Source organism: Actinoplanes sp. GCM10030250, from assembly GCF_042666575.1.
Classification (GTDB): Bacteria; Actinomycetota; Actinomycetes; order Mycobacteriales; family Micromonosporaceae; genus Actinoplanes.
In genome coordinates, this window is the sequence record NZ_JBHTDO010000031.1 from 15,043 (window position 1) to 41,641 (window position 26,599).

Below are 26,599 nucleotides of genomic sequence, written 5' to 3' on the forward strand. Positions count from 1 at the left end.
CTGTGCCCGTACCCCTGAATGTCCTTGATCTTGCCCCGCTCGTTGCCGGCGGCGATGTCGGTGACGCCCTGCGGCGCACGCTGGATCTGGCCCGCCGGGCCGAGCAGTTCGGCTATCACCGCTACTGGGTGGCCGAGCACCACTTCACGCCCGGTGTGGCGAGTGCGCAGCCCGCGCTGCTGCTGGGGCAGATCGCCGCGGTCACCGGCCACATCCGGCTGGGCTCCGGCGCCGTGCAGACCGGCCACCAGACCGCCCTGTCCATCGTGGAGCAGTTCGGGCTGCTCGACGCCCTGCACCCGGGCCGGTTCGACCTCGGCCTGGGCCGCTCCGGCCAGGCCAAGAAGGAGGCCCTCGCCGCCCGCCCGCCGGCCGTCCCCGAGGAGGAACGCGTCGTCGACGGACTGCTCATTCCCAAGGCCTTCTCCTGGGCGCCGATCTTCGCCTCGAAGCGGACCGCCCTGGCGAGCAGTTACCTCCAGCAGCCCGGCGCGGAGCCGCTGGCCCTGACGGAGATCCTCGACCAGATCGAGGCGCTGCTCGCCGGGCCGATCACCGACGACGAGGGCAACGAGATCCGGGCGGTACCCGGCGAGGGCGCCGACCTGCAGCTGTGGCTGCTGGGCAGCAGCGGCGGCGAGAGCGCGCGCACGGCAGGGGCACGGGGCCTGCCGTTCGTCGCGAACTACCACGTCGCGCCCGCCAAGGTCCTCGAGGCGGCCCAGGCCTACCGGGAGTCGTTCGTGCCGTCGGCGGCGCTCAGCAAGCCGCACCTCATGGTCTCGGCGGACGTCCTGGTCGCGGAGGACGACGCGACAGCTCGGCGCCTGGCGGCACCATACGCCCTGTGGGTGCGCAGCATCCGGACCGGACTCGGCGCGGTGCCGTTCCCCAGCGTGGAGGAGGCTTCGGCGTACGAGTGGAGCGATCACGATCGCCACTTGGTGGCGGACCGGGTCGCCACCCAGTTCGTCGGCTCACCACAAACCGTGGCGTCCGGCTTACGCACCCTCCAGCGAGTCACCGGCGCCGACGAACTGCTGATCACGACAATCGCCCACTCGCACACGGACCGCGTGCGCTCCTACGAACTGCTGGCCAAGGAGTGGACCGTCTGACCGCCCTGCCGACAACGGAGCCCGGCGGCGCACGGCAGAGGACCGAACGTCCAGCGCATCCCCAGACCGGCACCAGCAGCAGTCTCGGCAGCCGATTCAGGCACCCCGTCCTTTCAACTTTCCGGTCAGCTTTCCGGCACTCATAAAAAGAACCAATAATGCCCGCCTTCTCCTGAACCCCAGCATGGTGACCACAACGCCGCCGCACATATCCGAAATCATCGACTGCCGCCCCAACCGCAATCCCACAATGACCACCAAAATTCAAGAAAACCCCACCGCAAGCCCACGTCGTCAAAGTCACCGACCATTGCGCGACAAATGCCTGCCACGCGGCCACCAGCACCATCGGACGCGAAACGGGCACCACCGAACATCGGGCCGGCGCCACGACACGCGGTGCGGGTGTTAAGGGGCGCGGTGCGGACGCCGCGGGAGGAGAGGCGGGTGTTGCGGGCCGCGGTGCAGGCCGTGGTGCCGGCCGCGGTGCAGGCCGTGGTGCCGGCCGCGGTGCAGGCCGTGGTGCCGGCCGCGGGGCTGGCGTCGCGGGACGTGGGGCGGTGCGCGGGGCTGGCGCCGTGGGACGTGGGGCGGGTGGTGCGGTGCGCGGGGCTGGGGCCGAAGTGCCCTCACGAAGACGGCGCAGCTTTTCGGCATGACGGCGCCGCAACCCCCATTCGCGATGACGCTCATGCACACGGCGAAATTCATCACGAGCGGCAGAATAATTCCGAGACAGGGTCCGGTCGCGCATTTCCGTCATCTGCTCCCGGCTGAACAACGACCCCTGTCTCATACCTAAATTTTCCCGCATCCCGACCCCGAGGTGTCAGCAGTAGATCATGCCAAAATGAATTTCCCCACCGCACACTGCGGTGCCAACTCCGCACTCTGCCGAATTATTGGCCGGAGACAAGTTCACGTGGTCGGAGACAACCTCACGGCCGCTGTCACAAGCCCCGCCGCGCACCAGACGGCGGCCGGTCAACCGGCATTCAGACGCCGGCGCGGAGGACGTGCCGAAATCGCTGGATCGATGGACGGATCGCGGTAGGCCCTCCATTCCCCGCTGCCGGGTCCACCATCAAGGCGTGGAGTTGCGGCAGCTCAGTTACGTCGAGGCGGTAGCGCGGTACGGCGGTTTCACCCGGGCCGCGGAACGGCTGCACGTTGCCCAGTCGGCGGTGTCGGCGCAGATTCGGGCGTTGGAGGCGGAGCTGGGGCTGGCGCTGTTCGCCCGGACCACGCGGCGGGTGGCGCTGACCCCGGCCGGTGAGCTGTTCGTGGCCCGGGCGCGGCGGGTGATGGCCGAGCTGGACGGGGCGCGGACCGAACTGCATGAGATCACGGCGGTGGTGAGCGGGCGAGTGACCATCGGGGCTACGGCGACGCTCGGGCCGTACGATCTCCCGCAAGCTCTCGCCCGCTTCCGCGACCGGTTCCCCGGCATCGCGCTGCGCCTGCGCTCCGGGCTGGTGACCGGGCTGCTCGGAGCGCTCGACGAGGGCGAGCTGGATCTGGTGGTGGGGCCGGTGCACGCTGACCTGCCGCCGCGGTTCGACGCGCTGCCGCTGGCGGACGAGCATCTGCTGCTGGCTGTGCCGCTCGGGCATGTGCTGGCGCGGGCCGGCCGGCTCACCCTGGGTGAGGCGCGGGACGAAGCGTTCGTCAGCCTGCGGCAGGGGAGTGGGCTGCGGTGGATCCTGGAGGACGCGGCCCGGTCGGCTGGGTTCACGCCGCGGGTGCAGTTCGAGGCCAGCGACGCGGCGGGGATTCGTGAGCTGGTGGCGGCGGGGCTCGGGGTGGGGCTCCTGTCACGGTCGGCGGCGGAAGGGGGCAGCGGGCCGGCGGTGGCGGTGCGGAATCTGCATCCGACGCCGGTGCACCCGCCGATCGGGGTGATGCACTCGCGGGACCGGCCGCTCAGTCCGGCCGCTCAGTCCTGCCGGCACCATCTTGTCGAGGTGGCCGGCCGCCAACCCGACCCGTCCCACCGCTCCGCCCTTTCTCCCGAGCCTGAGTCCGACCCTGGGTCCGACCCTGGGTCCGAGCCTGAGTCCGAGCCTGAGTCCGGCCCTGGGCCCGGCTCTGAGTAGCCCGGCTGGCACCCAGTGCTGTCCCAGCGCGGTTGAGGCAGTATTGGGAGCCAGCTGGGCCGGGGGTTCAGGCGCTGAACGACTCGAAGCGGGTGGTGTCGCGGAAGGCGGGCAGCTCGTAGAGCCTGTGCGTGTACCGCGAGAGGTGCGGATAAACGTGCAGGCCCGGGTTGATTGCACGGTCGGCGTTCGGGCCGGCGTCGAATCGGATCAGCGTCACCCACAGGCGCACGTCAGCCTCGGTGAGCACCCCGCCGACCAGGAATCCGGACCGGGCCAGCCGCCCGTCCAGCAGTTCGAACGCCTCGAGGAGGGCGGACCGCGCCGCCGGATCGTGCCGGGCGGCGGTCACCCCGTGGTTGACCGCCGGGCCGATCCAGCGGTCCAGCCGTTCGATCTCGTCGCGCAGCGCCTCCGGGTAGGTGTTCACCGGGGTGTAGGCCAGGTGCCGGAAACGGGTGGCCAGATCGATGCCGATCCCGGCGGCGTCCGTGCTGACCACGCGGCTCGAGAATCGATCCCACAGCATGGGTACGGCTACGTGCCCGTCGAAGTTCTCCTCGGTCGCCTCGTATGCCTGTCGCAGCAGCGTGAAGCCGTTCACCGGGTCGGGCCCGTGCAGCTCACGGAACGCCCAGCCGCGGGCGTCGCGCCGATCGTCCACATACGACATCGTCACGACGTCGTGCAGGCCGGCGAGTTCGCGGGTGATCGCCACCCGGTGGGTCCACGGACAGAACCAGCCGCCGTAGACGTGGTAGCGGAACGGCCGGGCGGTGAACGCGCCGTCCTCGGTGATCCGGCCGGTGAACCGCGTCTCCGGCGTTCTGCGGTATTCGCCGTGGATGGCGATGTCGACCGGGCTTGCGAGGCGAGTGCGGGCGGATAGCTGCGCCATGTCGTCACTCTTCTCCTGCTCAACCGCGAAGTCAATAAAACCTACAGGCGAAATAGGCTTTGCAAGGAAGATCAGCGTCTGGTAGACCGGCGTGCGTGCGGGTTCTCAACCTGGGACTGCGGTTCGTGCTCGAACTGTGCGCGCTGGCGGCCCTCGCCTACGGCGGGTGGCACACGCCCGGACCGGTCTGGAGCCGGATCCTCGCCGCGGTCGCCCTTCCGGTGCTCGGCGCGATCGTATGGGGCCGCTGGGTCGCCCCGAAGGCGAGCCACCCGCTGCCCGACCCGCAACGCCTTCTCCCCGAGTGGCTCGTCTTCGGCGGTGCCACCCTCGCCCTACTTCTCACCGGCCACCCGATCCTGGCAGCGGCCCTCGCCGTCATCGCCGCCGCCAACCGCTGGGCCCTGCACGCCCTCCGAACCGGCACCGGCGGAGAGAGCACCGGCACCGGCGGCGAAAGCACCGGCACCGGCGGCGAAAGCACCGGCGGCGAGACTGTTTAGGGCTCGGCACCAACCTCAGATACGGCGGTAAGCTGTGAAGTCCGTCTTCTTACGCAGCACGAATCCGATCGACTCGTACAACCGGATGGCCGGAGCGTTAGCCGCCGACGTGTGCAGGAAAGGCGTCTCCCCACGCTCCCGGATGCCGGCGGCCACAGCACGAACCAGCCGGGTGGCCAGGCCACGCCCGCGCCAGGCGGGATCCGTGCAGACCGCGCTGATCTCGGTCCAGCCGGTCGGGTGCAGCCGCTCACCGGCCATCGCGATCAGCGCGCCGTTCTCCCGAAGCCCGAGATAGGTGCCGAGCTCGACGGTGCGCCGAAGATAGGGGCCGGGCCGGGTCCGCTCGATCAGGTCGAGGATCTCCGGCACGTCGGCGGCACCGAGCCGCACCGCCGCCGGTTCGGGCTCCGCGCGGAGCGAGACGTCCACCAGCTGTACGCCGGCGATGGAACCCTCCACCTCCCACCCGGGATGGGCCACCCCGCCGGCCCCCGCGATGGTCACCGCCTCACCGAGCGGGACAAGCTGAGCCAGGTCGGCCCACGCACGAGGGTCGGTGGGGTCGGCCAGCGCGTGGAACGGCGCGACGTCGCGCTGATAGCGCGCGGCCTGCCCGTAGGCCTCGGCGAACCGCGCGTGCACTCCGGCCAGCGAACTCCACGCCGGGTTGTCCAGCACATCAAGGTCAGCAGGGGAGAGATCCCCGGAAAGTCGAGCCCCGGAGAGTCGAGCCGCGCCGGACGGAGCGCCGGAAACAGGCGCCGCGCCGGACGGAGCGCCGGAAACAGGCGCCGCGCCGGAGAGGGATGTCGCGGCGGGTAGCCCCGCCGCGACGGGAGATCCCGCCGCGGCGGCCGGATGGCTCACTTGCCCTCGATCGGCAGGCCGGGCGGGTTCACCTCGGCCTTGGTGACGGCCTCGTTGGCCAGGTTCCAGCGGTCCAGGATCTTGGCGTAGTCACCCGACGCGATCAGCTTGTCCAGCGCCGCCGAGTACGCCTTGATCAGCCCGTTGTCCTTCTTCGTGGTGAGCGCGATCAGGCCCTGCAGGTCCTTGCCGGCCCCCGAGTACGTCCCGACGATCTCGGTCTGCCCGGTGGTCGCCACGTGGTAGGCAGCCGACGGGTTGGGGCCGAGGTGCAGGTCGATCTGGCCGGATCCGAGGGCCAGATACACCGCCTGGTTCGTCTGGTAGTACTTGATCTCGACCTTCGGCAGGCCCTGCTTCTCGGCTTCATCCGCCCACTCGACCAGGATCTTCTCCTGGTTGGTCCCGGAGCTCACCGACACCTTCTTACCGGCGATGTCCTTCGGCCCGGTGACCGTCGTGCCGGAGCCCTTCTTCGCGAGCCAGGCCAGGTTGTCCAGACGGTAGGTGACGAAGTCGTACTTGAGCTTGCGCTCCTCGGTGACGGTGATGTTGGAGGCGCCGAGGTCGAACTTGCCGCTGTCCAGGCCGATGAACAGGTTCTCCCAGGAGGCGTTCTCCAGGACCGGTTCGAGGCCGAGGACGCCGGCGATCGCGACCGCGATGTCGGGCTCGCTGCCGATGAGCGTCTTGTTGTCGGTGGCCGCGAAGGCGAGCGGCGGGAAGCCGGAACCGGCCGCGCCGACGCCGATGATCAGCTTGCCGGCTGCCGCCGTCTTCGCCGGCAGGAGCGCCGCGATCGCGTCGTCCTTGGCCGGGAGGATCCGGTTCTGGTCGGGGCTGTCGTTGATCTTGACGACGGCCACCTCGGAGGGATTCGCGCCGGCTGCCGGCTCCGCCGCCTTCTCTTCGGGGGCGGCGCAGGCGGTCAGGCTCAAGGCCGTCACCGCAAGGGCAACCATCCATTTTGTACGCACAAGCGCTCCCTGTTTCTCAATTCGGTGGTGCGACGGTTTTCGCGGGCGGAGGCTCAGACGAGGACCTTGGACAGGAACGCCCTGGTCCGCTCGTGCTGCGGGCGGTCGAGTACCTGAGCGGGCGGACCCTGCTCGACGATGCGGCCCTCGTCGATGAAGACCACCGTGTCGGCCGCCTCCCGGGCGAAGCCGATCTCGTGCGTGACCACGATCATCGTGGTGCCGGCCCGGGCCAGGTCACGGAGCACGTCGAGGACCTCGCCGACCAGTTCCGGGTCGAGGGCGGAGGTCGGCTCGTCGAAGAGGATCAGCTTCGGGTCGAGCGCCAGGGCGCGGGCGATCGCCACGCGCTGCTGCTGGCCGCCGGAGAGCTGGCGGGGGTACGCGTCCCCGCGATCGCCGAGCCCGACCCGCTCCAGCAGCTCCTGTGCGTGTTCGTGGGCCCGCGCCTTCGGCACTCCGAGAGCCGAGATGGGCGCCTCCGCGATGTTCTCCGCGGCCGTGAGGTGCGGGAAGAGGTTGAAGTTCTGGAACACGAACCCGATACCGGCGCGCTGCTTGAGGATCTGCCGTTCGCTCAGCTCGTGCAGCCGGTTGCCGGACTGGCGGTAACCGATCAGCTCGCCGTCCACCCGCACCCGGCCGCGGTCGACCTTCTCCAGGTGGTTGATGCAGCGCAGCAGGGTCGACTTGCCGGAGCCGGAGGGCCCGAGGATGACGGTGACCGTTCCGGCCTCGGCGGTCAGGTCGACCCCGCGCAGCACCTCGGTCGTGCCGAACGACTTGTGCACACCGGTGATCTCGATCATTTCGCTGCCGCCCTCGTTCTCCAGGCCGTCCTCAGCCGCTGCAGCGGAGTGGGCGGCAGGTTCCGCACCGCGCCCCGGGCGTAGTAGCGCTCGGTGTAGTACTGCAGGACCGACAGGGCGGCCGTGAGGATCACGTACCAGACGGTCGCGACCATCAGCAGCGGCACGACCCGCCCGCTGCGCCCGTAGATCACCTGCACCTGGTAGAAGAGCTCGCCGATCGCCAGCACGTACACGATCGACGTGCTCTTGAGGAGGTTGACCAGCAGGTTCGCGGCGTTCGGCAGGATCGCGCGCATGGCCTGCGGCAGGACGATCCGGAAGAACTGCCGGCGCCGGGGGATGCCGAGCGCGGCGGCCGCCTCGTGCTGTCCGGCGTCCACCGAGAGCAGACCGGCCCGGATGATCTCGCCGGCGTACGCCGCCTCGTGCAGGGCCAGGCCGAGCAGCGCGGCGCCGAAGGAGCTGATCAGGTTGACGGTCGGGAACGACCATCCGGGCCCGAACGGGATGCCGACCTGCAGGGTCTCGTAGAGATAGCCGAGGTTCGCCCAGAACAGCAGCTGCACCAGCAGCGGCACGGACCGGAAGACCCAGATGTAGGTCCAGCTCACCGTGGCTAGCACCGGGTTCTTGGAGAGGCGCATCGCGGCGAGCGGGACGCCGCCGAGAAAGCCGAGGACCGCGCCGGCGAGGGTCAGCGTGAGCGTCACGCCCAGCGCCTCGACGACCGACTTCTCCAGGAAGTAGCCGAAGAACGTGGGCCAGTCCCAGCCCGGGTTGGTTACCAGGCCGTGCGCGAACTGGGCCAGCAGCACGAACACCAGCGCGACGGCGGCCCACCGCCCGGGATGGCGGGCGGGCACCACGACGAGGTCGTCGCCGGTCGTGCCGGTGGCCGGTGGTGGACCGGTGTTCCCCGGTCGCCGCGGTGTCAGGACGCTCATGGCGCCGACGGTAGGTAGGAATTCCCAAGTCCCACAAGTCCTATCAGGAATATATGTTTTAACAGCCTGTTACAACGGCGGCGGGCGCGCCGGCGGGCCCAGTAATCGGGACGGCTATTGCGAGTAAGCCCATAGATACGGTAGGAATAAGAGGCATTCACGCGTACCTCTGCCAGGAGCTTCCTTGACCACCTCCGTAGCCCCCGCGCCGCCCGCTGAGCGCGCCGCCACCCAGCAGGCCGGCCGGACCGCCGCGCTCGCGCCCGGCGGCGGCCTCCGCCGCCGCCTCGCGCTGCGGCTGCTCGCGCTCGTCGTGCTCTATCTCCTCTGGGAGATCACCGCGCGCGTCATGCGCAACCCGACCTTCATTCCCTCGCCCGCGGCGGTCTGGCACCAGCTGGTCGTGACCTCGACCGTGCACGACGGTGTCCGCGGATACAGCGGTCACCTGCTCATCGAGCACCTCGGGGTGAGCCTGCGCCGCATCGTCATCGGATCGGTGATCGGCATCGTCGGCGGCCTGATCCTGGGGGTGCTGATGGGCACGATCAGCTGGCTGCGGATCGTGACCGAGCCGGTCGTCACGTTCATCCGGGCGCTGCCGCCGCTGGCGTACTTCAGCCTGTTCATCATCTGGTTCGGCATCGACGAGACCCCGAAGCTGTGGCTGCTGTCGATCGCCGCGCTGCCCCCGGTCGCGGTCGCCACCGCCGCCGCCGTGCACAGCGCGCCCACCGGGCTGGTCGAGGCCGCCCGGGCGCTGGGTGCCGGGCGCTGGCAGACCGTCCGTGACGTGGTGCTGCCCGCCGGCCTGCCGGAGATCTTCACCGGCATCCGGCTGGCCGTCGGCGTCGCGTACTCGTCGGTGGTGGCCGCCGAGACGATCAACGGTGTGCCGGGCATCGGCGGCATGGTCCGCGACGCGCAGCGTTACTCACAGACCGACGTGGTCGTCCTCGGCCTGTTCGCCATCGGCCTCTCCGGCCTGCTCATCGACGCCCTGCTGCGGATCGCCGAGAACCGGCTGATCCCGTGGCGCGGCAGATCATAGATAAGGGATCCACAGTGAAGAAAATCCTTGCCGCTGCCTTCTCCGTCGCGCTGCTCGCCGCGACGGCAGCCTGCGGGAGCGGCGCCGCCAGCGGTGGGCCGGACCCGGAGAAGAAGACCATCCGGATCGCGTTCCAGGCGTTCCCGAGCGGTGACCTGATCGTCAAGAACCAGGGCCTGCTCGAGAAGGCGCTGCCGGACTACGAGATCACCTGGACCAAGTTCGACTCGGGCGCCAGCATCAACACCGCGTTCGTCGCCAAGAGCCTGGACATCGCCGCGATCGGCTCCAGCCCGGTGGCCCGTGGCCTGTCGGCACCGCTGAGCATCCCCTACCAGGTGGCGTTCGTGCTCGACGTGGCCGGTGACAACGAGGCCCTGGTGGCCCGCAACGGCAGCGGTGTCACCGACGTGGCCTCGCTGCGCGGCAAGAAGGTCGCCACCCCGTTCGCCTCGACCGCCCACTACAGCCTGCTCGCCGCCCTGGACAAGGCCGGCGTGAAGGAGTCCGAGCTGACCATCGTCGACCTGGAACCGCAGGACATCCTGGCCGCGTGGACCCGGGGCGACCTGGACGCGGCGTACAGCTGGCTGCCCTCGCTCGACGACCTGAAGAAGACCGGCAAGGTGCTCATCACCAGCCGGGAGCTGGCCGCCGGTGGCAAGCCCACGCTGGACCTGGGCGTGGTCTCCACCGCGTTCGCCGAGGCGCACCCGGAGGCCGTGGACGCGTGGCGCAAGGTCGAGGCGCAGGCCCTCGACGTCATCGCCAATGACCCGGCGGCCGCGTCCAAGGCGGTCGGTGCCGAGCTCAACCTCAGCCCCGACGAGGCCCTGAACCAGCTCAAGCAGGGTGTCTTCCTCAAGCCGGCCGACATCTCCTCGCCGGAGTGGCTGGGCACCGAGGGCAGCGTCGGCAAGATCGCGGACAACCTGGTGAGCGCCGCCGAGTTCCTCAAGGGCCAGCAGAAGATCGACGCGGTGCCCACGCTCGACGACGTCAAGAAGTCCATCTACGTGAAGGGTCTCCCCAGTGTCCTCGGCTGACTCTCCCTCAGCTGACGCCGTCCTCATCGAGGGTGTCGAACACTCCTACGGCGACGTCACCGCCGTCGGGCCGGTCGACCTGACCGTCCCGGCGGGGGAGTTCCTGGTTCTCGTCGGGGCGTCCGGGTGCGGCAAGAGCACGCTGCTGCGGCTGATCGCCGGCTTCGAGCAGCCGACCGTCGGCAGCGTGCTCACCGCCGGGACGCCGCCGGTGCCCGGCAAGGGCGCCGGTCTGGTCTTCCAGCAGCCCCGGCTGTTCCCGTGGAAGACCGTCGGCGGCAACGTCGCCCTGGCCCTGAAGTACGCGGGCCTGCCGGCCACCGAATCCCGCGTCGAGGAGCTGCTCGCCCAGGTCGGCCTGCACGACGTGGCGAAGCGCCGCACCTGGCAGATCTCCGGCGGTCAGCAGCAGCGGGTGGCGATCGCCCGGGCCCTGGCCGTCGAGAACCCGCTGCTGCTGCTCGACGAGCCGTTCGCGGCGCTGGACGCCCTCACCCGGGAACGCCTCCAGGAGGACCTCCGCAAGGTGAGCGCGGAAACCGGCCGCACCAGCATCTTCGTCACCCACAGCGTCGACGAGGCGGTCTTCCTCGGCAGCCGGGTCGTGGTCCTCACACCCCGGCCCGGCCAGATCGCGCTGGACCTGAAGATCGGCCTCCCCCGCACCGGCATCGCCCCGGACGAACTCCGCGGTTCGCCGGAATTCGCCGCGCTGCGGGCCGAGGTCGGCCACGCCATCCGCGAGCGCGCGGAGGCCCCCGCCTAGAAAGGACCAGCAGGCGCGCACAGTGAGGTTGTTTGGGATCTGGTTGTCGCCCCGGCGTGGGTAGAAGCGCACGGTCGGCTTGTGTGCGAGCCGGTTGTCGTTCGGGGCGGGTGTGGAAGCGCAGGGTTGGGTTGCGGGCGCGCCGCCCGCCGCCCGCGCATCCCCGCGCGAGTCCGCGCGCGGTGGGCCGCTCAGAAGCAGCTCTCCACCCGCGCCGCGCATGACGCCGCTCGGCGGTTCTCAAGATCGGCCGGTGGCCGTAAATCGGGTGGGAGCGGGCGGGCTCGCGGGCACAATGCTCGGCATGATCACCGCGACCCGGGAGCTGCTCGCCGTCCTCGACCCGCTGCCGCACCGGCAGCGGCTGCGCCACGTCGCCGCCTGGGCCCGCACCGCCGCCGACCGGGCCGAGGTCTGCGCCGACCTGCGCGAGCACGGGCCTTACGAGCGTCACCTCGCGCTCATCGCGGCCATGACCAGCCGCGACACCGAGGGCATCGCCGCGGCAAGCCGGGATCCGCTGCCGGCGCTGCGGGCCGTCGCCCTCGACGCCGCGCTGCGTGCGGGCATCCTCACCACGCACGACCTGAGCGCCGCCGATCGGCGCCGGCTCTATCGCCGGGTGCGCCGCCTGCGCCGGCCCGCTGTCGCGGACGCGCTGATCCGCGACGTCCTGGCGTCGCACGGGCCGGGTGAGGCGGCGGCGGTCCTTCCCGCCTGCGGCGCTGAGACGGTACGGGCACTCCTGCCCGGCCTGGAGCACCAGGTCAACCTGGCCGCGCTCGCCCACCGCCACGCCGGCCTGGTGCATGAATGGGTCCGGGACGTCCTGGCCGCCACCGAGCCCGACCGCCGGTCCTGGATCTGGCACCGGGCCGCACCCGCCGTGCTGTCCGGTGACCCCGCGGCAGCGCTCGATCTCCTCGAGCTCTACGCCCCCGAGGATTCACTCCCGGGTTCGCTCACCGCGTACGGAAAAATCGCTGCTCACAGCCCGGACCGCGTCGCCCGCCTGCTCACCGCGCCCCGTCGCGTCGCCTGGCTGCGCGGCCTGGCCCTGCCACCGGCGCTGCTGCGCCGCCTCGCGGTGCTTTCCACCGCGGCCCTCGTCCCGCTGGCCCGCACGATCCGCGACCGCCACCTGCCCGCCCTGCTCGCCGCGCTGCCGCCGTCGCGGCGTGCCGAACTCCACGACGCCGCGTTCGCCGGCGTCGACACCTCCGTGCGCATCCCGCCGGCCGAGCTGATGGACGTGCTGCCGCGCGAGGTCCGGATCCGGGAGGCGGCCCGCGTTCTCACCCTGCCGCGGATCCGTGAGCAGGAACCCCAGGCCGAATACTGGAGCGGCTACCTGGCCTGGCCGGACGCGGTCGCCGCGCTCGAATCGGCGATCCGCTCCGGCGACGCGGGTGACCGGGCCCGCGGTTACGGCCTGCTGGTCCTGGCGGCCGTGCGCAGCCGCGACCCGGAGCCGGTCGCCGAGGTGATCGGGCGGCTGCTGCGGTTGGGCAACGAGCAGGATCCGGTACGGATGTCGGCGCTCCGGCCGCTCGCCGGTGCGGCCCGGCTGCTCACCCCCGCGGTCGCCGGCCACCTGGCAACGATCGTCACCGACGTGACCGAGGCCCGCGACACCTCAGCCGGCACCACGAACGCGCTCGCCCGGCTCGCGGCCGGGGTGCTGCGCCATCACGTGGACGAGCCGGAGCTGCTCGCCTGGGCGCTGTCCACCATCGACCGGGTCAGTACGTCGGCGTCGATGCCGGTGCTGCACCGCTTCGACGGGCTCCGCCGGGGACAGGAGGCGATGGTGTTCGCCCGGCTGCGGCCGTGGATCGAGGCGACGATGAGCCGTGGCTCGTGCGGCCCGCTGTTCGCGGTGACCCGGGCGTTGGGCCGGCGTGCCCGGAACCTGCCGGAGTTGCGGGGACTGCTGCGCCGCGCGTTCGAGCCGCGGGTCTCGGAGACCGACGCCCGTACCGCGATCACGCTGTGGCTCGACGACCGGCGCGGGCGCGACGACCGGGTGGCGGAGGTGCTGGCGGCCGACCCGACCGCGGTGGCGATCCCGGTGGTGTGGGAGACGATCAGCGCGCGCCGCACCGACCTGCTCGACGTGGCGCTGGCACGCCGCCCGCGCGGGCGGTTCGTGCCGGCCGGCGTCCGCTGGGTTCCGGGGACGATCACCCATGCGGAGCGGTGGCTGCCGCGTCAGCAGAACCGGATGGCCGGGCTGCTGAGCCTGGTCGCCGAGGACACCGAGCAGCCGGTGTGGCAGCGGGCCGCGGCGATCAAGGCGGTGGCGCGGATACCGGTCGCCGGGTGGGAGGTGGTCCTGCGCTATGCCGACTCGGCGGAGGTGGTGCTGGCGGAGGCGGCGCTCGGTGCCCTGATCCGGACCGAACGGCCGGACGAGGCCCTGCCGGTGCTGCTCGCGCACGTGGGCGACGACCGGGCCCGGGTCGCCCTGTATGCGGCGGGCCGGGCGGTCGCGCACATCCCGCCGTCCCGGCTGGTGGCCTCGATCGGCCCGATCCTGTCCACGTCCGGGGCCAAGGTGACCAGCCGGAAGGAGGCGGTGCGGCTGCTGGCGCGGTACGGGCCGCCGGAGGTGATGGAGACGCTGCTGGCGGCGTACCGGGTGCCGGACCAGCACCGGGACGTGCGGGCGGCGATCGTCTCCGCCGCCCGGCAGCACCTTGACTCCGCGGTGAGCTGGACGATCGTGGAGGCGGCGGCCGGTGGCAGCCGGGAGGAGCTGCGCGCGGTGCTCGTCGCCGACCCGCGGCGGATCGCCGAGCCGCATCGTGCCCGGTACGCCGCCCTGATCGCGGCCGCCTGCCGGGCACCGGACCGGGAGATCCGGCGGGCCGCGTTCCAGAGCCTGCCCGGCTGGGCGCCCTGGTCCGCCGACGTCACCGCGCTGATCGTGGACCGGTTCACCGACCTCGGCGAGAGCCTGGACGGCGTCCGGACCGGTGGGTTGATGGCCGCCGCCGGATCCGGCTGGCTCCACGAGGCGTTCGAACGGCTGGCCGCTCGCGACGCCGCCGACGACCTGCCCGGCCGTCCCGGCGACGACCGCCCGGCCCGGCGGCGCATCGAGGCCCTCGCGCGGGCCGCGCTCGCCGGTCCCCGGGGCGAGGCCCGGGCGCGGCTGATTCCGGAGTTCCGCGGGCTCGCGGACCAGCCCGGCTATCGGAGCGTCGCCGTGATCACGCTGATCGGACTCGGACGGCTCGACGATCTCGACACGATCGCCGACCTCTGCGACGGGCGGCCGGTCCTCGCCCTGCGCGCGGCCCAGCACGCCGGTGGCCGCCTGCGCCAGCTGCCGGAGCTGATCGGGGTGGACTTCCTGCACCCGGTCGCCAGCCGGCTCACCGCCCGCGGTGACCTGGCCGGCGGGCTGCTCGCGGTGGAGCTTACCCGGCTCGGCGCCACGTTCGGGTGGGGTGAGCCGTGGCGCGGGATGCTGCTCGGGCTCCGGGACCATCCGGACCCCGACGTCCGTGACGAGGCCTACGCCGTCGACATGACCTGAGCTTGACGGGAACGCATGAGCGGGCGGCGGGGGACGGCCGGGAGGGAACTCCTGGCCGTCCCGCCGGTAGTTCGGGGACTCTACGTGGGTCGTACCGGAAAAGGAGCGGTAGGCGAGACGTAAGCCTGACCGAAAGTGATTGCTGGAGGAACGCCTGGATCTCAGGGTTTGCGTGCTACCGCGCCGTATTCGTCGACCGCGCGGAGCTCGTCGGGTGCGGCGCCCGCCGCCGGTCGCCAGCCGGCGCACGGGACCAGGCCCGGCTCCAGCACCTCGAGGCCCTCGAGATAGCGCGCGAGCTGATCCGGGTGGCGCAGGTGGTAGCTCAGCGGCGCGTTCGCGTTCCAGACGCCGATGGCTTCCTCGAAGGCGGGACCGTCGATGACGTTGGTGCCGTCGGCGGTGACCAGGTAGCTGCCGGAGGGCAGGCCGGCGAGCAGGGCCCGGACGATCGACACGGCTTGGTCCAGGTCGGGGACGTGACCGAGAATGTTCATCAGGATCAGGCCGACCGGCTCGTCCAGGTTCAGCGTGCCCTTCGCGGCGTCGAGGATCTTGGCGGGCTCGTGGAGGTTGGCGTCGACATATTCGGTCGCGCCCTGCGGCGTGCCGGTCAGCAGCGCCCGCGCGTGCACGAGCACCAGGGGGTCGTTGTCGACGTAGACGATGCGCGACTCGGGCGCGGCCGCCTGGGCCACCTGGTGGGTGTTCTCCGCGGTGGGCATGCCGGTGCCGATGTCGAGGAACTGCCGCAGCCCGGCGTCGACGGCCAGGTGCGTGACCGCACGCTTGAGGAACGCGCGCGACTGGCGGGCCACCACGGCGATGTCCGGGTACAGGTTGGCGAAGTCGTCGCCGACCTGCCGGTCCACCTGGTAGTTGTCCTTGCCACCCAGCCAGTAGTTCCACACCCGCGCCGAGTGCGGGACGCTGGTGTCGAGCTTCACGGCGTCGTGATCGGTCATAGCCGGGAAGCATACGCGCCCCTGCATGATCCACTCAGGACGGTGGTGCGTCCCGGCCACCCCCACCGTCCTGGGGTGGCCGGGACCTTTCACCGGGTGGTCAGATCGACCACCAGGCCGTGGTGTCCGGCGGGAGCACCACGTTGTCCGGAGTGCCGTCCAGGGGGCCGCTGGCCAGCAGCAACTCGCCGGGGCGGCCGACGGCGACCGGCTGGTCGCCCATGTTGACCGTGCAGCGGAAGTTCTCCGCCCCGTCGCGCTCGAAGGCGAGCACGCCGGCCGGTGCCGGCACCCAGCGCAGGTTGTCGGTGCCGGCGAGCGCCGGGTGTGCCTTGCGGACGGCGAGCGCGGCCCGGTAGAGCTCCAGCGTGGAACCGTCCACCCCGGCCTGGGCAGCGACGCTCAGCCCGGCCCACGAGTCCGGCTGCGGGAGCCAGCTGCCGCCGCCGTCCGGGCCGAAGCCGTATGGCGCGGCGGTCCCGCTCCACGGGATCGGCACCCGGCAGCCGTCGCGGTAACCGTCCTGGCCGGTGGCGCGGTGGAAGGCCGGGTCCTGGCGCACCTCCGGCGGCAGGTCGATGACCTCGGGCAGGCCGAGCTCCTCACCCTGATAGACGTAGGCGGAACCGGGCAGCGCCAGCATCAGCGCGGACGCGGCGCGGGCCCGGCGCAGGCCGGCCTCCTGGTCGACCTCGGCGGGCTTGCGGCCGGCCACCTCGCCCTCGCCGGCCTGCATCAGGCGGGTGGTGTGCCGGACCACGTCGTGGTTCGACAGCGTCCAGGTGGTGGGCGCGCCGACGGTACGCATCGCGGCGAGCGACTCGTCGATGATCTGCCACTGCTCGTGCACGTTCCAGGCGGTGCCCAGGTAGCTGAAGTTGAACGCCTGGTGCAGCTCGTCGCCGCGCACGTAGTGGGAGACCCGGGCCAGGCTGGGTGCCCACGCCTCGGCCACCGCGATGCGCTCGCCGGGGTACTCGTCGAGGATCCGGCGCCAGTCGCGGTAGATCTCGTGCACGCCGTCGCGGTCGAAGCAGGGGCTCTCGCCGACGCCGAGCAGGTGCCACTCGGCGTGCGAGCCGACGTCCGGCAGGCCGTCCTCCTTGACCAGGCCGTGCGCCACGTCGACGCGGAAGCCGTCGACACCCAGGTCGAGCCAGAACCGCAGGATGGTCTTGAACTCGTCGCGGACCGCCGGGTGCTCCCAGTTGAAGTCCGGCTGCTCGGCGGCGAACAGGTGCAGGTACCACTCGCCGTCGGCGACCCGGGTCCAGGCCGGCCCGCCGAAGATCGACGGCCAGTCGTTCGGCGGCAGCTCACCGTTGTCGCCCTTGCCGGTGCGGAAGTGGTAACGCTCGCGGAACGGCGACCCGGGGCCACCGGCGAGCGCCTTGCGGAACCACTCGTGCTCCTCGGAGGAGTGGTTCGGCACCAGGTCGACGATCACGCGCAGGCCGAGGGCGTGTGCGCCGGTGATCAGCTCGGAGGCGTCCGCGACGGTGCCGAAGATCGGGTCGACGGTGCGGTAGTCGGCGACGTCGTAACCGGCGTCCGCCTGCGGTGAGGAGTAGAAGGGTGAGAGCCAGACCGCGTCCACGCCGAGGTCACGCAGGTAGGGCAGCCGGCCGGTGATGCCGGGCAGATCACCGATGCCGTCGCCGTTCGAGTCGGCGAAGCTGCGCGGGTAGATCTGGTAGATGACCGCGTTGCGCCACCAGGATGCGGGCGGCGCCTCCACGGCGGGCGGTGCGATCAGTGCGTCTGTCATGGATCAGGAAGGTAGCAGGCAACTAACTCGTGTTACATAGCAAGACGGCTGCTTTCTTGCAGCAAGTTCTTGCAGTATGCCGTTATGGGGCTTTTGCGGTGGAATCTCGGATGATCAGCGAGGTGCCGAGTGTCTGGTGCGGATGCTGAGCCTCGCCCCGGATGGCCGAGACCAGGAAGTCGGCGGCCATCCGGCCCTTCGTGACGATCGGCTGCCGTACGGTCGTCAGCCGCGGCCGGAACCACGCCGACTCCGCAAGATCGTCGAAACCGGTCACGGAGACGTCGCCGGGAACATCGACGGAAAGTTCTTGCAAAGCGTCCACGGCCCCGTACGCCAGCACGTCGGACAGCGCGAGGATCGCCGTCGGCGGCTCGCCCGCCGCCATCAGCTCCCGCGCGGCCCGATAGCCGTCCGCCCGGGTGACCGGCACCTCGGCCAGCCGCACGCCGGCCAGGCTCAGCCCCACCTCGTCCAGAGCGTCCCCGATCCCGGCCAGCCGCCGCGCGATCGGCCCGTAGCTGCCCCGTGCCAGCGCCTCCCGCTCGGCCCCGATGGAGAGCACCGCGAGCCGCCGGTGCCCCAGCTCCAGCACGTGCCGGGTCACCTCCCGGGCGCCGCCGCGGTCGTCCACCTCGACGCTCGGCGCGCCCTCGTGCCGGTCGCTGTCGATCAGCACGAACGGGATGCCGCGACGCTCCAGTTCGGCCACCTCGCCGCGGTCCTTCTCCAGGCCGCAGACGATGAAGCCGTCCACCGCCGCGTACGGGATCGCCCTGAGCACCGAGTCCTGCAGCGGCGGGGTGAGCAGCAGGGTGTAACCCTCCTGGTCGCAGATCTGCCCGGCGCCCATCAGGAACCGCGAGTAGTACGGGTTCTCCAGCACCCGGGCCAGCCGCTGCGGCAGCAGCACCCCGATCGAGCCGGTGGTGCCGGCCTGCAGCATCCGGCCCAGGGTGCTGGGCGCGTACCCGAGCTGCTGGGCGACGCCGAGGATCCGCTCCCGGGTGGCCACCGAGATGCGCTGCGGGTTGTTGAAGGCGAACGACACCGCCGAGCGGGAGACCCCCGCGGCCGCCGCCACGTCGCTCGACGTCGGTTTGGCCCTTCTCGACGGCATGACAAGACCCTATCGCCAGGCCGGCGGGATCCCCCGGACGGGCGACGTTCTGCCACTGCGGAGCGCGCCGTGGCACCCTGGGGCCCATGATGCACACCTGCTGGTCGTATGACGATCACCAGGAATTCGTGCTGAACGCACGGTCTTTCCTGCATGCCGGCCTGCTAGCGGGCGAACGGGTCTGGTACGTACCCGGGCCCCGCTCCAACGGTGCCGTCGGATGGCTGCTGGACGAGGCCCCGGCCTGGCCACCCGGCACCGTCCAGGTCCTTGATCCGCTGGAGGTCTACTGCCCCGAGCAGCCGTTCGACCCGGTCGCCCAGATGTCGTCCTACGTGGCGGCCACCGAGGAGGCCGTGGCCGCCGGGTACACCGGGCTGCGCGTGGTCGCCGACGCGACGCCGATGGTGCGCACGCGGCAGCGCCTCGACGCCTTCGTCAGGTACGAGTACGCGATCGGCCGCTACATGCTTACCGCCCCGCTGCGGGCGGTCTGCGTCTACGACCGGGCCGAGCTGGGAGACCGGGCCGTCGCGGAACTGGCCGGCGTGCACCAGCGGACCAACGCACCCGGCGTGCCGTTCCAGCTGTACGCCGGGCGCACGTCGTCGGAGACCGTGCTCGCCGGTGAGGTGGACGCCTCGGCCGAGGACCTCTTCCTCGCGCTCTTCGAGCGGGCCGACCTGCGCCCGGCCGGCGGCGAGATACTGATGCACGCCGAGGACCTGGGCTTCATCACCCACCGTGGCCTGATCGCGCTGCACCGGCAGGCGCAGCGGCGGTCGCTGACCGTGGTGATCCGGACCCGGCTGCGGACCGTGGCGCCGATGGCCGACGCGCTGTGCCTGACCGGGTTGCGGGTCGAGGAGGCCGGATGAGCCCGCTCCCGGGCGGGCACCGCCACGACGCCGTCTGTCACGACTCGGCCGAGCACCTGCTGGGTGTCGCCGTACCGTTCCTGCGGGGCGGGATCACCGTGGGCGAACCGGCGGTGGTGACCCTCGGCGGGTGCACCACCAGCCTGATCCGCGCCGCCCTGCCGCCCGGCGGCGGCGTGACGTTCCTCGACGCCGACACCGTCTACACCCGTCCCGCCGCGCTGATCCGGCAGTACCGGGACCTGATCGGCGGCCACCTCGCCGATGGTGCGCCACGGGTCCGGATCCTCGGCGAGCCGCCCCGCGAGGTCTTCGGGCCGGCCTGGGACTGGTGGGCGCGGTACGAGTCCGCCGTCAACCACGTCTACGACGAGTTCCCGGTCTGGAGCCTGTGCGTCTACGACACCCGGGTCACGCCGGACAGGGTCCTCACCGACGTCCGGCGCACCCACCCGCACAGCTTCCTGCCCGGCGGCCGGTACGCGGTGAACCGGGACTACACCGACCCGGCCGGCTACCTCGGCGAGCCCCGCCCGGTGCGGCCCGACCCGCTGCAGGCAACCGCGCCGGTGGCCGACCTGATCGACCCGTCCGGGGCGGTGGCGCGGGACGCGGTCCGCGGGCTGGTCACCGGCCCGGCCCTGGACGGGATGCTGCTGGGGATCACCGAGGCGGTCACCAACGCGCACCGGCACGGCAAGGGAGCGGTGCGGTTGCGGGCCTGGCAGGGCGGCGGCCGGGTGGTGGTGACGGTGACCGACGAGGGCCCCGGTCCGGGCGACCCGTTCGCCGGGCTGGTGCAGGCCGCCGGCAACGGCCTGTGGCTCAGCCACCTCTTCTGCGACCACGTCGCCCTGGAGCGGGACGCCGACGGTTTCACCGTCCGCCTGACGGCCGGCTCTCAGGCTGCTGACACGGGCACGCGGACCACGGCGTCGAAGACGTAGCCGAGGGTGTTGAACCGGGCCACGTCCGGCTGGGTGTTGCCCTTGACGTCGGTGGCGCGGGCCAGCAGCTCGTGTGCGCCCGCGGCGGGCGTCCAGTCCAGCTCCCAGCGCTGCCAGACCCCGCCCGGCGTCGCGCCGTAGGGCCGGGCCCGGCGCCAGGTCGTACCGCCGTCGGTGCTGACCTCGACCTTCCTGACCGGCCCGCTCGCCGACCAGGAACGGCCGGTCAGCCGGGTCCGCACACCGGCGGCGAAGGTCGCGCCCGGGTCCAGCTCGAACGCGCTCTTGATCACCTGGCGGTCGAAGGGCAGGCCCTCGGCCGGGAACTCGGGGCCGAACAGCCGGTAGAACTGGGTGTTCCACGGCGAGAAGAGCGGCTCGGCGGAGACCTCGATCCGGCCCACCCACTTGATCGAGGAGATGCCGATCCAGCCGGGCACGACGACGCGGACCGGCGCACCGTGGTCGGCCGGCAGCGGCTCGCCGTTCATCTCGTAGGCGAGCAGCACGTCGTCAAGTGCCTTGCGCAGCGGCAGCGGGCGGCGGACCGGCCCGAGGTCGGCGCCGCCGCTGACGAAGTTCGCGTCGAGGCCGGTGGGCTGCACGTCGAGGGCGTGGCGGCTCAGGCCCGCGCGGCGCAGGACGGTGGAGAGCCGGACACCGCGCCAGCGCGCGACGCCGACGGCGCCGAGACCCCAGGCAGTGCCGGAAACGGTCTGGCCCTGCTGGGTGGTGTAGTAACTGCGGGCGTTGCCCGCGCATTCGACAGCGACTGTACGGGTTTCGCCCGGCAGCCTTTTCAGGTCCTCGAGGGTGAACTGTGCCGCCGCACCGCGCAGCCCGGACCCGGAGACCTCCAGGTGCCAGCCGGCCGGGTCGATGATCGGGGTGCTGGTGTGGTTGCGGACGAAGAACCTGTCCACCGGCACGTGGTAGCCCTGATCCCTCAGCGCCGACCAGCGGGTCTCGGCGTTGGTGCCGTGCACCCGGAACAGCTCCGGCGGCAGCGGCTTGACGATGGTGGCGGCTTTTTCGACTGCCCCGGCGGGCGTTGCCGCGGCAGCCACGCCCGTGCCGGCGACGCTCACGGCGGCGCCGATTCTGAGCAGATCGCGCCGTGAGAAGCCGCGCGCCCGCCCGGCGAGGAAGTCCTGCAGCCGACGCTCGTCGTACTCGCCCTCATTCATGCCGGGCATCCTATCCAGTCCATAGGACATGTAGGTAGTCTCCGGGAATGGACTTCCACTGGTTTCTTCCCACCAATGGCGACAGCCGCGACATCGTCGGCGGCGGGCACGGCACGCCGGTCGGCTCGGCCGGTGGCGTGCGCCCCCTGACCATCAAATATCTCGGCCAGATCGCGCGCAGCGCGGAGCAGCTCGGCTTCGTCGGCGCGCTCACCCCGACCGGCGCCTGGTGCGAGGACGCCTGGCTGACCACGGCGATGCTCACCGAGGTCACCGAGCGGCTCAAGTTCCTCGTCGCGTTCCGCCCCGGGCTGATCTCACCGACCCTCGCCGCCCAGATGGCGTCCACCTTCCAGCGGCTGTCCGGCAACCGGCTCCTGCTCAACGTGGTCACCGGCGGTGAGTCCCACGAGCAGCGCCAGTTCGGCGACTTCCTCGACAAGGACTCGCGGTACGCGCGCACCGGAGAGTTCCTCGGTGTCGTCAACGCCCTGCTGCGCGGTGAGACCGTCACCCACGAGGGTGAGCACATCCGCGTGGAGGACGCGCGGCTCGCCCGGGTTCCCGACCTGCCGCCGGCCATCTACTTCGGCGGCTCGTCGAAGGCGGCCGGGCCGGTCGCCGCGAACCACGCCGACGTCTACCTGACCTGGGGTGAACCGCCCGCGCAGGTGGCCGAGAAGCTGGCCTGGATCCGCACCCTCAAGCCGGACATCAGGTTCGGCATCCGGTTGCACGTGATCACCCGGGACACCGCCGACCAGGCCTGGGACGAGGCCGCCCGCCTGCTGCGCAACGTCTCCTCCGACGACATCGCCAAGGTGCAGGCGGGGCTGCGGCGCAGCGAGTCCGAGGGCCAGCGCCGGATGCTCGACCTGCACGGCGGCGACCGCGACGGCCTGGTCGTCTCGCCGAATCTCTGGGCCGGCGTCGGCCTGGTCCGCGGCGGCGCCGGCACCGCGCTCGTCGGCAGCCACACCGAGGTGGCCGATCGCCTTCAGGAGTACGCGGCCCTCGGCATCTCCGAGTTCATCCTCTCCGGATATCCGCATCTTGAGGAGGCGTACTGGTTCGGCGAGGGTGTGCTGCCGGAGCTGCGCCGCCGCGGCGTGTGGCAGCACCCGGCGGGGGAGAACGGTACGGCGCCCGCGGTGATTCCGTTCGCCGGAGTTCCGCTTCAGGCGCCGGCCGCCGCTTCCTGACGGTTTCCAGGATGAGCCCGGCGTGCGCCTGAACAGTTTCCGGGGACGGTGGCTCAGGCGGTCTCGGCGGGGGCGGCCGCCGGAGTGCGGTCCCCGGCTTCCCGGTCGGCGGGCAGGGCCGGTGGCGGCACGTCGCCGCCGGTCGCTTCGGGCTTTTCGTCCTGCGGGCGGCCGGGCCACCAGAACCGGTCACCGGTGAGGGTGGCCAGGGCGGGGACCAAGACGGTACGGACGAGCAGCGTGTCCAGCAGCACCCCGATGCCGACGATGACACCGATCTGGGTGAGCGTGACGACCGGCAGCACCCCGAGCACGGCGAAGACGGCCGCCAGCAGGATGCCGGCGCTCGTGATCACCGCGCCGGTGACCGCGAGGGCGTGCACCATGCCCTCCCTGGTGCCGCGCGCCGGCGTCTCCTCCTTGGCCCGGGTGACCAGGAAGATGTTGTAGTCCACACCGAGCGCGACCAGGAACAGGAACGAGAACAGCGGTACCGAGTTGTCCAGCGCCGGATAGTCGAACACGTTGCGGAACAGCCACGACCCGGCACCCAGCGACGCCAGGAAGCTCAGCACCACGGTGGCCATCAGCAGCAGCGGCGCGACCAGGGCGCGGAGCAGCACGATCAGCACCAGCAGCACCACGATCAGGATCACCGGCACGATCGTCACCAGGTCGCTGCGGGCGGCGTCCCGGGTGTCCAGGGCGGTCGCCACGCTGCCGCCGACCAGGGCGTCGTCGCCGACCCGGTCGCGCAGGTCACGGATGGTGTCGAAGGCCTCGGCGGTGTCCGGTGCCGCCTCCAGCACGGCGCTGATGCTGACCTGCGCATCGGTGCGCTCGCCGATCCGGGCCTGAGCGACGCCGGGAGTGTCGCTGACCGTGGCGAGGACCTGCTCGGCCTTGTCCGGCGGGGCCAGCACGACGGCGGGACCGGCGGCACCGGCCGGGAAGTAGCGGCTCAGCGTCTCCAGGCCGGCCACCGACTCGGCCTCGACCCGGAACTGCTCGGTCTGCGAGAGGCCGACCTTGGTGCCGATCGCGCCGGACGCCAGCAGGCCGAGGACCACGACGGCGAGGGCGGTGACGGCGGCGGGGCGGCGGACCACCGTACGGGCGATCCGGGCCCAGAAGCCCTTGCCGTCCTCCGGGCCGCCCTGGCCCATCCGCGGGATGAACGGCCAGAACAGGCCGCGGCCGCAGACCACCAGCGCGGCGGGCAGCACGACGAGCGCGAAGACCGCGGCGATCAGGACACCGGTGGCGGCGGTGACACCGAGCGCGGCGTTCGTCCTGAGGTCGGCGAGCAGGAGGGTGAGCAGGGCGAGGATGACCGTACCGGCGCTGGCCGCGATGGCCGGGCCGGCACCGCGCAGCGCCCTCGACATGGCGTCGAACCGGTTCTCGTGCCGGTGCAGCTCCTCCCGATAACGGGAGATCAGCAGCAGCGCGTAGTTGGTGCCCGCGCCGAACACCAGCACGGTGACGATGCCCGTCGTCGAACCGTTGATCGCCAGGCTGGTGTGCTCGGAGTAGAGCGCGATGGCCTTCGCCGCGAGCTGATCGGCGAAACCGACGACGAAGAGCGGGACGATCCACAGGATCGGGCTGCGGTACGTCACCAGCAGCAGGACCGTGACCACGATGACGGTGACGATCAGCAGCCGGGTGTTCGCGCCGCTGAAGCTGTTCGCCAGGTCGGCGCCGAACCCGGCCCCGCCGGTGACCTGCGCGGTGACCCCCGCGGGCAGGCCGTCCTTCGCCGTGGCCCGCAGCTCGTCGACGACGCGGATGGTCTCGTCGCTGTCACCGCTGGCCGGCAGCGGCACGGTGATCAGGGCGGCCTTGCGGTCCTCGGAGAAGATCGGCCGGCCGAGGTCCTGAACGCTCGCGACATCGGCGTCGGTGAGCTCGGCGCCGCCCTTGGCGATCACGACGAGCGCCGGGTTGGTGCGGCCGGACGGCAGCTCCTTCTGCAGCTTGGCGACCCGGGTCGACTCGGCCGAGGCCGGCAGCGAGGAGGTCTGATCGTTGTCCGTCCGCGTCGAGCCGGCGAAGGCGAAGACCAGCCCGCCGAGCACGAGGGCCAGCAACAGGGTGGCCCACGCCCTTTTCAAGCCGATGCCCTTCATGCCTGAGCCCGTTTCACGCCGATGCCCCTTTGACGCTGTGCCATCTCATGAATACTCCAAGAACGAGAATCTTTACAATCGAGATTGTTCACGACTGGGCGGACATCTGCAACACTTACCCCCGTGGAAGCGAAGGAGACCGCTGAGCGGGAGCGGTTGCGCAGGGAACTCGTCGACCTGCTGAACACGTACAGCAGCGAGGCGCAGCACATCGGGCACGCCTTCGCCAACCGCAACCAGCTGCACGCGACGGACATGCACGCCCTGCTCGCGGTGATGCGGGCCGAGCGGGACGGCAGCCCGCTGACCCCCGGCCGCCTGGGCGAGGCGATGGGCCTGTCCTCCGGCGCCACCACCGCGCTGATCGACCGTCTCGAGCGCGGCGGTCACCTGCGCCGCACCCGGGAGAGCACCGACCGGCGGGTGGTGCACCTGCGCTACGCCGATGCCGGGATGTCGCTGGCTGTGGCGTTCTTCACGCCGCTGCGCCCGCACACCGACGCGGTGATGGAGCAGTTCAGCGTCGAGGAGTTGCGGGCGGTCGAGCGCTTCCTGGGCGGGATGGCCAAGGCCCTGACCGCCTACCGCGATGAACTCCGCTCCGGCTGACCTTTTCTGGTCAGTCCCCACGCCCCGGCTCTTGTGCGCCTTCTGTCCGGCGCAACCGGGACGCAACGGCCGGGTTCCGCAAGTGCATGCCCCCGGCGCCGATCTCATCCGGCGTGCGAACCGAGCCCCTGCTGATCGAAGCCGACGCCCTGCTGGCCCGCGGCCGTGCCCACAACGCGGCCAACCTGCTCGCCCCGTTCGTCGGGCGCGAGCCGGGCAACATCGCCGCCTGGCACCGGATGGCCCGGGCGCGCCTCGACCTCGGCGACCCGCGGGGCGCCCTGCGCGCGGCGGGAGCCGCCTGGCAACTCGACCCGGACGGTGCCGAGTCGCTCTTCTGGGTCAGCCGCGCCTGCACCGCACTCGGTGAGCACGCCGAGGCGATCGAATCCGCCTACGCCGCCTGCCAGGACGACCCCGGCAACCCGCGCCTGCACAACCGCCTCGCCGAGGCCCGGCTCGCCGCCGGCCAGACCGCCGAGGCGGCCGAGGGCCTGCGGATCGCGGTCGAGTTCGCCGGTTACGACGCCGACCTGTACGTCACGTACGCCCTCGCCCTGTTCGCCATCGGCCGCCCGCTCAGCGCCCGCGAAGCCGTCATGAAGGCGTTCAGCCTGGCCCCGGAGCACACCGGCGCCCAGCTGGCCCTGTCCCGCTTCGAGTCCGCCATGCGCGGTGTCACCGACGCCCCGTCCCTGGCGGTGGCCTCCGACGACTTCGCCGACTCCCTGCGCATCCAGCCGAGCGGCCACCTCGGCGTCCGCATCCCGCCGACCAGGGACGCCCTCGCGTACGTGGCCCGGGTGTCAACGATCTGGTTCCTCGCCGCCTTCTGCGCGGTCGCCGTCCTCGACATCACCGGCTTCGTCCTCGCCGAGACCAGCGTCTACCTCGGACTCCTCACCGCCGCCGCCTCCACCACCCTGGCCGCCCGCCTCCTCCACCGCCCCTGACCAGCCGGCGCCCGGTGCTGCCTCACCCCCGCGAGCCAGCACCGGGCGCCGGCCGCCCCACCCCGCTGACGTCCAGCCGCCCCGCCCCGCTGACGGCCAGCCGCCCCGCCCCGCTGACGGCCAGCCGCCCCGCGCTGCTCCCCGGGGGCGCCGGACACAGCTCTCAGCGCCAGCCGGGTGGCTCGGCTGGCCGTGAGGGGGGTGTTCGGGCGC

At 71.8% G+C, this 26,599-nt stretch carries 22 protein-coding genes; 12 read left to right on the top strand and 10 right to left on the bottom strand.

All coding sequences use genetic code 11. The features are described from left to right. The first annotated feature begins 2 nt into the window (after positions 1 to 2). Together ACFQV6_RS32010 and ACFQV6_RS32015 are read left to right on the top strand one after the other, a co-directional pair. Complete coding sequence (locus ACFQV6_RS32010; RefSeq protein ID WP_378031375.1) at positions 3 to 1,118, top strand: LLM class flavin-dependent oxidoreductase; 1,116 nt, start codon at positions 3 to 5, stop codon at positions 1,116 to 1,118. A gap of 1,091 nt (positions 1,119 to 2,209) precedes the next feature. Then, a complete protein-coding gene (locus tag ACFQV6_RS32015; RefSeq protein WP_378031376.1) occupies positions 2,210 to 3,214 on the top strand; it encodes a LysR substrate-binding domain-containing protein in 1,005 nt (334 codons plus the stop codon). A gap of 67 nt (positions 3,215 to 3,281) precedes the next feature. Here ACFQV6_RS32015 and ACFQV6_RS32020 read toward each other — a convergent pair whose 3' ends face one another. After that, entirely contained in the window at positions 3,282 to 4,112 is an 831-nt protein-coding gene (locus ACFQV6_RS32020) for a glutathione S-transferase C-terminal domain-containing protein (protein WP_378031377.1), read from the bottom strand. Between the two features lie 95 nt (positions 4,113 to 4,207). On the opposite strand from ACFQV6_RS32020, the gene ACFQV6_RS32025 reads away from it, so the two are divergent. Further along, complete coding sequence (locus tag ACFQV6_RS32025) at positions 4,208 to 4,615, top strand: YrdB family protein (protein WP_378031378.1); 408 nt, start codon at positions 4,208 to 4,210, stop codon at positions 4,613 to 4,615. Positions 4,616 to 4,630: 15 nt separating this feature from the next. Here the strand turns inward: ACFQV6_RS32025 and ACFQV6_RS32030 are convergent, their stop codons facing one another. The 4 genes from ACFQV6_RS32030 to ACFQV6_RS32045 form a co-directional block, all read right to left on the bottom strand. Continuing rightward, positions 4,631 to 5,485, bottom strand: coding sequence for a GNAT family N-acetyltransferase (locus ACFQV6_RS32030; protein ID WP_378031379.1), 855 nt, complete (start codon positions 5,483 to 5,485; stop codon positions 4,631 to 4,633). Next, positions 5,482 to 6,432, bottom strand: coding sequence for an ABC transporter substrate-binding protein (locus ACFQV6_RS32035; protein ID WP_378031380.1), 951 nt, complete (start codon positions 6,430 to 6,432; stop codon positions 5,482 to 5,484). Before ACFQV6_RS32035 ends, ACFQV6_RS32030 begins: the two co-directional genes overlap by 4 nt. Positions 6,433 to 6,515: 83 nt before the next feature. Continuing rightward, positions 6,516 to 7,271, bottom strand: a complete 756-nt coding sequence (locus ACFQV6_RS32040; RefSeq protein ID WP_378031381.1) for an amino acid ABC transporter ATP-binding protein — start codon at positions 7,269 to 7,271, stop codon at positions 6,516 to 6,518. Then, complete coding sequence (locus tag ACFQV6_RS32045; RefSeq protein ID WP_378031382.1) at positions 7,268 to 8,218, bottom strand: amino acid ABC transporter permease; 951 nt, start codon at positions 8,216 to 8,218, stop codon at positions 7,268 to 7,270. Before ACFQV6_RS32045 ends, ACFQV6_RS32040 begins: the two co-directional genes overlap by 4 nt. A gap of 184 nt (positions 8,219 to 8,402) precedes the next feature. Here ACFQV6_RS32045 and ACFQV6_RS32050 point away from each other — a divergent pair, with 184 nt between their 5' ends. From ACFQV6_RS32050 to ACFQV6_RS32065, 4 genes are all read left to right on the top strand, one after another. After that, positions 8,403 to 9,269, top strand: coding sequence for an ABC transporter permease (locus ACFQV6_RS32050; RefSeq protein WP_378031383.1), 867 nt, complete (start codon positions 8,403 to 8,405; stop codon positions 9,267 to 9,269). A 14-nt stretch (positions 9,270 to 9,283) separates the two neighbouring features. Continuing rightward, positions 9,284 to 10,315, top strand: a complete 1,032-nt coding sequence (locus ACFQV6_RS32055; RefSeq protein ID WP_378031384.1) for an ABC transporter substrate-binding protein — start codon at positions 9,284 to 9,286, stop codon at positions 10,313 to 10,315. After that, a complete protein-coding gene (locus ACFQV6_RS32060) occupies positions 10,302 to 11,081 on the top strand; it encodes an ABC transporter ATP-binding protein (protein WP_378031385.1) in 780 nt (259 codons plus the stop codon). The genes ACFQV6_RS32055 and ACFQV6_RS32060 overlap by 14 nt, the downstream gene beginning before the upstream one ends. A 304-nt stretch (positions 11,082 to 11,385) precedes the next feature. Beyond that, positions 11,386 to 14,625, top strand: a complete 3,240-nt coding sequence (locus ACFQV6_RS32065; protein ID WP_378031386.1) for a hypothetical protein — start codon at positions 11,386 to 11,388, stop codon at positions 14,623 to 14,625. A gap of 161 nt (positions 14,626 to 14,786) precedes the next feature. Here the strand turns inward: ACFQV6_RS32065 and ACFQV6_RS32070 are convergent, their stop codons facing one another. The 3 genes from ACFQV6_RS32070 to ACFQV6_RS32080 all read right to left on the bottom strand — a co-directional run bounded on the left by ACFQV6_RS32070 (position 14,787) and on the right by ACFQV6_RS32080 (position 18,478). After that, positions 14,787 to 15,590 carry an SAM-dependent methyltransferase gene (locus ACFQV6_RS32070; RefSeq protein ID WP_378031387.1) on the bottom strand — a complete coding sequence of 268 codons (804 nt, stop codon included), beginning with the start codon at positions 15,588 to 15,590 and terminating at the stop codon, positions 14,787 to 14,789. A gap of 100 nt (positions 15,591 to 15,690) precedes the next feature. Next, on the bottom strand, positions 15,691 to 17,358 hold the full coding sequence (locus tag ACFQV6_RS32075) for a glycoside hydrolase family 13 protein (RefSeq protein WP_378031388.1): 1,668 nt from the start codon (positions 17,356 to 17,358) through the stop codon (positions 15,691 to 15,693). Positions 17,359 to 17,440: 82 nt separating this feature from the next. Further along, positions 17,441 to 18,478, bottom strand: coding sequence for a LacI family DNA-binding transcriptional regulator (locus tag ACFQV6_RS32080; protein WP_378031389.1), 1,038 nt, complete (start codon positions 18,476 to 18,478; stop codon positions 17,441 to 17,443). 86 nt (positions 18,479 to 18,564) lie between these two features. Here ACFQV6_RS32080 and ACFQV6_RS32085 point away from each other — a divergent pair, with 86 nt between their 5' ends. Then, entirely contained in the window at positions 18,565 to 19,356 is a 792-nt protein-coding gene (locus ACFQV6_RS32085; protein WP_378031390.1) for an MEDS domain-containing protein, read from the top strand. After that, positions 19,353 to 20,303 (top strand): anti-sigma factor RsbA family regulatory protein, encoded by a 951-nt coding sequence (locus ACFQV6_RS32090; protein ID WP_378031391.1) that lies wholly within the window; start codon positions 19,353 to 19,355, stop codon positions 20,301 to 20,303. Before ACFQV6_RS32085 ends, ACFQV6_RS32090 begins: the two co-directional genes overlap by 4 nt. Here ACFQV6_RS32090 and ACFQV6_RS32095 read toward each other — a convergent pair. Continuing rightward, on the bottom strand, positions 20,258 to 21,490 hold the full coding sequence (locus ACFQV6_RS32095; protein ID WP_378031392.1) for a sulfite oxidase: 1,233 nt from the start codon (positions 21,488 to 21,490) through the stop codon (positions 20,258 to 20,260). The two genes, ACFQV6_RS32090 and ACFQV6_RS32095, sit on opposite strands and share 46 nt — an antisense overlap. A 47-nt stretch (positions 21,491 to 21,537) precedes the next feature. On the opposite strand from ACFQV6_RS32095, the gene ACFQV6_RS32100 reads away from it, so the two are divergent. Beyond that, positions 21,538 to 22,692: an LLM class flavin-dependent oxidoreductase gene (locus ACFQV6_RS32100; RefSeq protein WP_378031393.1), complete on the top strand. Its 1,155-nt coding sequence runs from the start codon at positions 21,538 to 21,540 to the stop codon at positions 22,690 to 22,692. Between the two features lie 53 nt (positions 22,693 to 22,745). Here the strand turns inward: ACFQV6_RS32100 and ACFQV6_RS32105 are convergent, their stop codons facing one another. Continuing rightward, positions 22,746 to 24,824, bottom strand: coding sequence for an MMPL family transporter (locus ACFQV6_RS32105; RefSeq protein WP_378031394.1), 2,079 nt, complete (start codon positions 24,822 to 24,824; stop codon positions 22,746 to 22,748). A gap of 123 nt (positions 24,825 to 24,947) precedes the next feature. On the opposite strand from ACFQV6_RS32105, the gene ACFQV6_RS32110 reads away from it, so the two are divergent. Next, positions 24,948 to 25,433 (top strand): MarR family winged helix-turn-helix transcriptional regulator, encoded by a 486-nt coding sequence (locus tag ACFQV6_RS32110; protein ID WP_378031395.1) that lies wholly within the window; start codon positions 24,948 to 24,950, stop codon positions 25,431 to 25,433. 113 nt (positions 25,434 to 25,546) lie between these two features. After that, positions 25,547 to 26,386 carry a tetratricopeptide repeat protein gene (locus ACFQV6_RS32115; RefSeq protein ID WP_378031396.1) on the top strand — a complete coding sequence of 280 codons (840 nt, stop codon included), beginning with the start codon at positions 25,547 to 25,549 and terminating at the stop codon, positions 26,384 to 26,386. Positions 26,387 to 26,599: the final 213 nt, after the last annotated feature.

Coding starts and splice junctions, on each gene's coding strand:
- ACFQV6_RS32020 (WP_378031377.1), bottom strand. CDS start 4,112: ATGGCGCAGCTATCCGCCCGCACTCGCCTCGCAAGCCCGGTCGACATC.
- ACFQV6_RS32040 (WP_378031381.1), bottom strand. CDS start 7,271: ATGATCGAGATCACCGGTGTGCACAAGTCGTTCGGCACGACCGAGGTG.
- ACFQV6_RS32045 (WP_378031382.1), bottom strand. CDS start 8,218: ATGAGCGTCCTGACACCGCGGCGACCGGGGAACACCGGTCCACCACCG.
- ACFQV6_RS32065 (WP_378031386.1), top strand. CDS start 11,386: ATGATCACCGCGACCCGGGAGCTGCTCGCCGTCCTCGACCCGCTGCCG.
- ACFQV6_RS32070 (WP_378031387.1), bottom strand. CDS start 15,590: ATGACCGATCACGACGCCGTGAAGCTCGACACCAGCGTCCCGCACTCG.
- ACFQV6_RS32075 (WP_378031388.1), bottom strand. CDS start 17,358: ATGACAGACGCACTGATCGCACCGCCCGCCGTGGAGGCGCCGCCCGCA.
- ACFQV6_RS32080 (WP_378031389.1), bottom strand. CDS start 18,478: ATGCCGTCGAGAAGGGCCAAACCGACGTCGAGCGACGTGGCGGCGGCC.
- ACFQV6_RS32085 (WP_378031390.1), top strand. CDS start 18,565: ATGATGCACACCTGCTGGTCGTATGACGATCACCAGGAATTCGTGCTG.
- ACFQV6_RS32090 (WP_378031391.1), top strand. CDS start 19,353: ATGAGCCCGCTCCCGGGCGGGCACCGCCACGACGCCGTCTGTCACGAC.
- ACFQV6_RS32095 (WP_378031392.1), bottom strand. CDS start 21,490: ATGAATGAGGGCGAGTACGACGAGCGTCGGCTGCAGGACTTCCTCGCC.
- ACFQV6_RS32100 (WP_378031393.1), top strand. CDS start 21,538: ATGGACTTCCACTGGTTTCTTCCCACCAATGGCGACAGCCGCGACATC.
- ACFQV6_RS32105 (WP_378031394.1), bottom strand. CDS start 24,824: ATGAAGGGCATCGGCTTGAAAAGGGCGTGGGCCACCCTGTTGCTGGCC.